Below are 3,573 nucleotides of genomic sequence, written 5' to 3'. Positions count from 1 at the left end.
CGCCTACTGTTCACCTTTAGGGGACACCCCTAATACCCCGATTACAGAAAGAAGGTATGTATATGAATAGAAACCCAAAAGAAAAGCCGTGCCGGTTATATCTTCGGGTATCTCCGCAGGAGAAAAAGAAGATCACCGAACTCGCTAACCGCTGCGGAATCCCTGTCGCTGAATATCTCCGTAAACGGGCATTGGGATACACTGTGAAAGCAGTTGTTCCCGATGCCTTTTATGTTTTTAACGAGAAAATAAGCGAACTGCTTAACCGTGAGTTATCTCCCGAAATCGAAGCGGCGGCACTGAAACTCTTTGACGATATTTATGCCGAGATCATAGATACGCCAAAGCAGAGCAAGAAAGAAATTATATGGGAGGTGGCACAATGGCAAGCACAGGCTTCTGGCCCGTCAAGTCCCGATTAAAGGAAGTAATCGATTATGCGGAGAACCCCGATAAAACCACTGATAAAAAGTTCTTGGACGAGGACTTGTGGGCGGCGCTCTGTTATGTGGAGAACGACCAAAAGACCGACCAAACAATGTATGTGTCGGGTATCAACTGCCCGAAGCAGAGAGCCTACCAATGTATGATGGCAACCAAACGGCGGTATGGGAAACTCGGCGGCAACGTTGCCTATCACGGGTATCAGAGTTTTGTGTCGGGAGAAGTTACCCCCGAAGAAGCTCATAAAATAGGCTTGGAAACTGCCCGTAGAATGTGGGGAGCAAATTACGAAGTAGTTGTTACCACCCATCTTAACACGGATAACATTCATATTGTATTCTATAGAGGGTAATGTGTGTACGTCACGCAAAGCCTAATAAATACATAGCTGTGACGGCTCATTTGTGGTGAATAGAACGGCAGTTATGAGGAAAGGAGCAAGAAAAGCTATTCTCAACTGCTGAGAACCCACAAATCCATTACAGCGAAGAAAGGAATACAGTATGGAACTGCACTACAAACAGATCGGGGATCAGTTTTACCCCGAGCTTAAACTGCCCGAACAGACCGACTATCAGATCGGCAAGTACGGCAATCTTCATCTCACGTTTCTCAAAAGCCATCGGCGCGGCACTTACACGACCTTGCTGACCGAGGGACGCTTGAACGAACATCTTCACGCTATCGACGAGCAGGCGGCAACACTTTTGGAAACAGAGATCACACAACGCGCCGAAAGGAACGGCGTCACGGAAGAATTGAAGGCAATAGACCAAATGCGCTGGGTACAAGAAATGAATAACATCCGCACCTGCGCCGAGGAATTTGTTTTGCGAGAGGTGGTGTACCGATGAACGTGCTGAACGAATTATGGTACGGTAATATCTCTCCGAACAGCGATTGCAGAATTGCCACGAAAGAAGCAAAGGAACTTATCGGCTACATTGCCACCCATCACGACAACCTATCTAATACTCTTGACGAAAAGCAGAAGGATATTCTGCAAAGGTTTGACGATTGTTGGTCGGAGCTTTCCGAAATCAATGAGCGCGAAATATTTACATATGCCTTTCGTCTCGGCGCGAGAATTATGCTTGAGGTTCTGAGAGGTGAGGACGTATGATATACTTCACGGGTGATACTCACGGTGGTTACAGATCTATCATCAAATTTGCCAATCGCTTTCATTTGCTGAGAACGGACGTTATCGTTATACTCGGTGACGCGGGATATAACTACTACGGCGGTGAGCGCGACGCAGAAGCCAAATTACACCTATCCCACGTAAAGCCTACGATCCTCTGCATACACGGAAATCACGAAATAAGACCTACTAATATCCCAACGTACAAGACGCGGGAGTGGAACGGCGGCATCGTATGGTACGAAGAAGAATACCCTAACCTACTGGCTCAAAAGGTAAACGCATATATCGCCAAGCTCATAGAGATCATCCCAATAGTCGATAACGATGAAAACGAATGGTCTTGGCGAATGAGATACGTCGGAATGGAAGGTATACTCGGAATGTTTGAAAGTGAGCACAAGCATCCCGGTGAAAAATTTATGTATATCGAAAGCCGAGACGGACGGTGTCTCAAAACAAGTTGCGGAACGTATGAATACCGCGAGGATTATCTGATCTTCACGACAAAGCATAGCGTTTATACGTTTCAAATATATTCATAACGCTACGGCGGTGGAAACTTAAAATTCCACCGCCGTTTTCAAATTTTAGGTTGTTTTTTACGAACAGCCTTATATTTTTGCCATTTTCGCTGCCTACCACTTAGAGGGACATTTATTTTTAGAGAAATTTTCGTCCAAATCTGAAAATAGTTCCCAACTAAAAAATAGAGAGCAATTTTCAAAAAAATGCAAAAATTGTGGACTTTCGTTGCCTACCAATTGAGAAAACTTTTCCTACGTGGTTGTCTTTTGATCTCTTTCGCCGGCTACTACTTGAGGGGGCAAAAATTTTCTTCAACTTTTTTGAAAAACTTTTCGGCCAAATTGAAAAAAAGTAAGCAACGTAATAGTGAGGGGTATAAAATTGGCGTTTTCGATGGCTACCTATTGAGAGGACTTTTTGTGCGAGGTTGTCTTTTGCCTTCTTTCGCTGCCTACCAATTAGAGGAACAAATTTTTTAAGTAAATATTACGCAAAATTTCTCAAAAAAGTTCCCAACTAAAAAGTAGAGGACAATTTTCAAAAAAGTGCAAAAATCAAGGCTTCTCGCCGGCTACCACTTAGAGGGACATTTATTTTCAAAAAAGTTTGGCTCAAACGACAAAAAAGTTTCCAACTAAATATTAGAGGATGTGTCGGGTTTTATGCCTTTTCGCTGGCTATCTATTGAGGGGATAAATATTTTTCGCAAGATATTGCCCTTTTATTGCTGTTTCGCTGCCTACCAACTGTGGAGAAAAAATTTCTGAAAATCTTGCCCTTTTTGCCTTATTTCGCCGGCTACCACTTAGAGGGATAATTTTTTTGACGTTCTCAGGTTGTGCTTTTGAAAAAAAGTCAGTAACGAATATTAGAAAGGTACGCAAAATTTTCCCGAAAAGTCAGCAACGAATAGTGAGAGGATATGAAAACAATTTGTAAACTTCGCAAAAATATGTTGCTCAAATCGAAAAAAAGTAAGCAACGAATAGTAGGAGAGAAAATTTGAGAGTGGTGAGTTTGCCTACCCCCGATTTCAATGAAAAAATGTCCGTTGTCAAGTGAGGGAAAGTTTTTTGATATGGTTGTCTTTTTGCCGATCTCGCCGGCTATCTATTAGAGAGATATTTTTCTCGGACACTATACAATTCGCATATTTTTGTCCTGTTAGATGAGGTCATAAAATATTTTTTCGACCTTGTGGCGGGTTTTAGCCATTCTCGCTGCCTACTACTTAGAGGGATATTTATTTCTCACTTGATGGCTAATTTTTGCCGAAAAAGTTCCCAACTAAGAAGTAGAAGGTATTTTTACGAAAAGTGGCGGGTTTTAGCCGTTTTCGCCGGCTACCAATTGAGGGGGATAAATTTGAGAGCCGTAATTTGAATACTACTCCCATAATTTATCTTTATACATTTACGTTCCTTGAAAATCGAATAACGCCGTGTGGATATTACCGT

The 3,573-nt window shown here is 42.5% G+C and carries 5 protein-coding genes; all 5 read left to right on the top strand.

Annotated elements, in window-relative coordinates:
* Positions 1-62 precede the first annotated feature (62 nt).
* The 5 genes from IKL48_00270 (at position 63) to IKL48_00250 (ending at position 2,133) form a co-directional block, all read left to right on the top strand.
* Positions 63-422 carry a hypothetical protein gene (locus IKL48_00270; GenBank protein ID MBR3603125.1) on the top strand — a complete coding sequence of 120 codons (360 nt, stop codon included), beginning with the start codon at positions 63-65 and terminating at the stop codon, positions 420-422.
* The gene (locus IKL48_00265; GenBank protein MBR3603124.1) at positions 383-796 is read left to right on the top strand and encodes a relaxase/mobilization nuclease domain-containing protein; all 414 of its coding nucleotides are present in this window, start codon (positions 383-385) and stop codon (positions 794-796) included. Before IKL48_00270 ends, IKL48_00265 begins: the two co-directional genes overlap by 40 nt.
* 151 nt (positions 797-947) lie before the next feature.
* Complete coding sequence (locus IKL48_00260; GenBank protein MBR3603123.1) at positions 948-1,298, top strand: TnpV protein; 351 nt, start codon at positions 948-950, stop codon at positions 1,296-1,298.
* Positions 1,295-1,567, top strand: coding sequence for a hypothetical protein (locus IKL48_00255; protein ID MBR3603122.1), 273 nt, complete (start codon positions 1,295-1,297; stop codon positions 1,565-1,567). Before IKL48_00260 ends, IKL48_00255 begins: the two co-directional genes overlap by 4 nt.
* The gene (locus IKL48_00250; GenBank protein MBR3603121.1) at positions 1,564-2,133 is read left to right on the top strand and encodes a metallophosphoesterase; all 570 of its coding nucleotides are present in this window, start codon (positions 1,564-1,566) and stop codon (positions 2,131-2,133) included. Before IKL48_00255 ends, IKL48_00250 begins: the two co-directional genes overlap by 4 nt.
* Positions 2,134-3,573: the final 1,440 nt, after the last annotated feature.

The organism is Elusimicrobiaceae bacterium, from assembly GCA_017520185.1.
Lineage (GTDB): Bacteria > Elusimicrobiota > Elusimicrobia > Elusimicrobiales > Elusimicrobiaceae > Avelusimicrobium.
Note: the sequence above shows the minus strand (reverse complement) of the source record. Positions and strands in the feature narration are given on the sequence as shown.

Coding starts and splice junctions, on each gene's coding strand:
- IKL48_00270 (MBR3603125.1), top strand. CDS start 63: ATGAATAGAAACCCAAAAGAAAAGCCGTGCCGGTTATATCTTCGGGTA.
- IKL48_00250 (MBR3603121.1), top strand. CDS start 1,564: ATGATATACTTCACGGGTGATACTCACGGTGGTTACAGATCTATCATC.
- IKL48_00260 (MBR3603123.1), top strand. CDS start 948: ATGGAACTGCACTACAAACAGATCGGGGATCAGTTTTACCCCGAGCTT.
- IKL48_00265 (MBR3603124.1), top strand. CDS start 383: ATGGCAAGCACAGGCTTCTGGCCCGTCAAGTCCCGATTAAAGGAAGTA.
- IKL48_00255 (MBR3603122.1), top strand. CDS start 1,295: ATGAACGTGCTGAACGAATTATGGTACGGTAATATCTCTCCGAACAGC.